This window comes from Faecalibacterium sp. An192 (assembly GCF_002160175.1).
Classification (GTDB): Bacteria; Bacillota; Clostridia; order Oscillospirales; family Ruminococcaceae; genus Faecalibacterium.
Genome location: NZ_NFKB01000115.1, coordinates 1 through 2,599, shown reverse-complemented (window position 1 = coordinate 2,599; position 2,599 = coordinate 1). Strand labels below are relative to the sequence as shown.

Annotated in this window: 2 protein-coding genes and 3 tRNA genes; 4 read left to right on the top strand and 1 reads right to left on the bottom strand. The window is 54.6% G+C overall.

The genetic code is table 11. The features are described from left to right. The first annotated feature begins 112 nt into the window (after positions 1-112). Positions 113-188, top strand: a tRNA-Lys gene (locus B5F27_RS16090). Positions 189-265: 77 nt separating this feature from the next. Beyond that, positions 266-850, top strand: a complete 585-nt coding sequence (locus tag B5F27_RS16085) for a class I SAM-dependent methyltransferase (RefSeq protein WP_158098279.1) — start codon at positions 266-268, stop codon at positions 848-850. Between the two features lie 143 nt (positions 851-993). On the opposite strand, the gene B5F27_RS16080 is transcribed toward B5F27_RS16085, so the two are convergent. Further along, complete coding sequence (locus B5F27_RS16080) at positions 994-1,935, bottom strand: AEC family transporter (protein ID WP_087369050.1); 942 nt, start codon at positions 1,933-1,935, stop codon at positions 994-996. A gap of 208 nt (positions 1,936-2,143) precedes the next feature. Between B5F27_RS16080 and B5F27_RS16075 the strand changes: the two genes are divergently transcribed. Both B5F27_RS16075 and B5F27_RS16070 read left to right on the top strand, forming a co-directional pair. Continuing rightward, positions 2,144-2,218, top strand: a tRNA-Glu gene (locus B5F27_RS16075). Positions 2,219-2,253: 35 nt separating this feature from the next. After that, positions 2,254-2,330: transfer RNA gene (locus tag B5F27_RS16070), tRNA-Asn, on the top strand. Positions 2,331-2,599 lie beyond the last annotated feature (269 nt).

Genomic DNA, 2,599 nt, shown 5'->3' with positions numbered 1-2,599 from the left:
GAAGTTAAGCTCACTTGTGCCGAAGATAGTTGGCTGGACACGGCCTGTGAAAATAGGTAGATGCCGGCTTCTCTCATCCATCAGAATATTGAAACCGTATTCTGATGGTCATGCACCTCTAGCTCAGTTGGTAGAGCAACTGACTCTTAATCAGTGGGCCCAGGGTTCGAGTCCCTGGAGGTGCACCAACGAAACATCCATTTAGGCTTTGGCTTGAATGGATGTTTTTTGTTTATTCTTTTGCAAAATATACAGGGAGGCAACGATGACGGCCAAATATTACGAGGCATACGACCTGCGCTACAAGCAGATTCATCAGCAGCACCTGCAATGGGCCAGTGATACGCCTTCTCCGATTGTGGGAGAAGTTCTCGGCCGGTATCCTCTCCCGGAAGGGGCCAGAATTCTGGAAATCGGCTGCGGAGAGGGCCGGGATGCTCTGGATCTTCTGCGCCGGGGTCTGGATGTGCTGGCCACCGATGTTTCGCCCGAAGCGGTTGCATTCTGCCAGCAGAAAGCCTCGGATTTTGCAGAACATTTTCAGGTGCTGGACTGCATTGCGGGGACCATGGAGGAAACTTTTGATTTCATCTATGCCGTGGCCGTGCTCCATATGCTGGTGTTGGAGGAGGACCGGCAGGCTTTCTATCGGTTCATCCGAAGCCATTTGAAGCCCCAGGGATGGGCTTTGATCTGTACTATGGGGGTGATGGTGAGACAGAGGCCCAAAGCAATATTGGGACGGCCTTTGAGCCGCAGGAACGGGTTCACCAGGGAACAGGGAAAACCGTGCGGATTGCGGGGACATCCTGCCGGATGGTGGGCATGGATGCCTTTCAGAAGGAATTGACCCGAAACCGCCTTGCGGTGGTGGAAACGGGGCTGACGGCCTGTCCGCCGGACTTTTCCCGGATGCTGTATGCAGTCGTGCGGAGAGACTGACACGAAAAAAGCCGGCCCGAAGGCCGGCATGGTGCAAAAGCGAGTTGCTCCTCATCCCATCATCTGAACAAACATGGCGCACAGAGGCAGGGCCGCAATGGACAACAGGGTGGACAAGACCACCAGTCCGGCGGCCAGCTGCTCGCTGTAGCGGTACTGGATAGCGAGAACCGAGGTGAGGGCCGCGCAGGGACAGGCTTCCAGCAGGATCACCACCGCCCCTACCATGCCGCCGGTGCCGGTGAGGAGGCAGAAAAGGAAGGATGCCGCGGGAATAATCAGCATCCGGATCAGAATGGCGTGCCAAAGCTGAAAGCTGCGGATGACCGGCCGCAGGTCGCTGGTGGCGATGATGATGCCGGTGATCAGCATGGAAAGCGGCGTGTTCATGCCGGCCAGGAGGCCGATGGGCTGGGCGATCAGATAGGGGACCGGGATTTGACCCAGATAGAGCACCAGACCCACCGCCACCGCCAGAAGGGCGGGCTTTTTGATGAGTTCCACCACAAGGTTGCGCTTGGCGGCGCCGCTGCTGCGGTCCACCAGGGCAATGCCGGCGGTCCAGATGAGCAGATTGAAAAAGGTGTTGAAGATGCTGGCATAAAGCATCCCCTCGGCCCCAAACAGGGCGTTGATGAGGGGAAACCCCATGTATCCCGCATTGGAGAAGGTCATGGCAAAGCGGAGAATGGGCTGGTCGGGGCCGGTCTTTTTGCGGGTGGACAACAGGGCAATGCAGAGGCCGATCACCAGTACCGCCGCGCTGGCAAAAGCGGTGCGGACCAGATTGGACAGGATCTCGGGGTCAAACTCGATGAGATACGAGTTGATGATCATGGCCGGGACCACCAGGTTCACCAGCAGGCTGGAAAAGCCCTGGCGCGCTTCGGCATTCAACAGCCTGCCGTGCACCGCGAGATAGCCCGTCAGAATCAGCAGGAACATCATCAGCACCTGTTGGGCTGTGATGGCGACAAGATTTCCTTCGTTCATGGCAAAATCCTTCGTTGTTCGATGTAAAATGGCATGAGAATCTTTTCCTATTATACGTGAAAGGGCCCGCCCCCGCAAGACAAAGGCCGGCCCGGACAAACCAAAAAATAAAAGACGAAAAATTGCATTTTACCTATTGACATCTGACAGCTTTTGCGCTATAATAACCGAGTCGGGAGTCAAGAACGACACGCCGACAACAAAATATGGCCCGTTGGTCAAGCGGTTAAGACAGAGGCCTCTCACGCCTTTAACATCGGTTCGATTCCGGTACGGGTCACCAACATATAAAACGGCCGTGTGCCGTTTTATATATATGCCTCTTTAGCTCAGTCGGTTAGAGCACCTGACTGTTAATCAGGGTGTCGCCTGTTCGAGTCAGGCAAGAGGCGCCAAAGAGCGATGGATGAAAATCCATCGCTTTTTTGTTTTGCTCCGAAAGGGCCCCGGGCCACAGCGCCAGATAAAAATTCCTCCGCCTCTCCCGCCTCAAAACGACTTGTATCCAAGATGGACCTTTCCAAACTATAGAAAATAAAGCAAAAATGGAAAATCTTGAAATCGGGTCTTGACACCGGGGGGGGTATGGTATTATAGGCACACAAAGGAAAGGACCTTCCTTTGAACCTGTTTTGGGTCTCTATCTTTTTACACCATTAAGGAG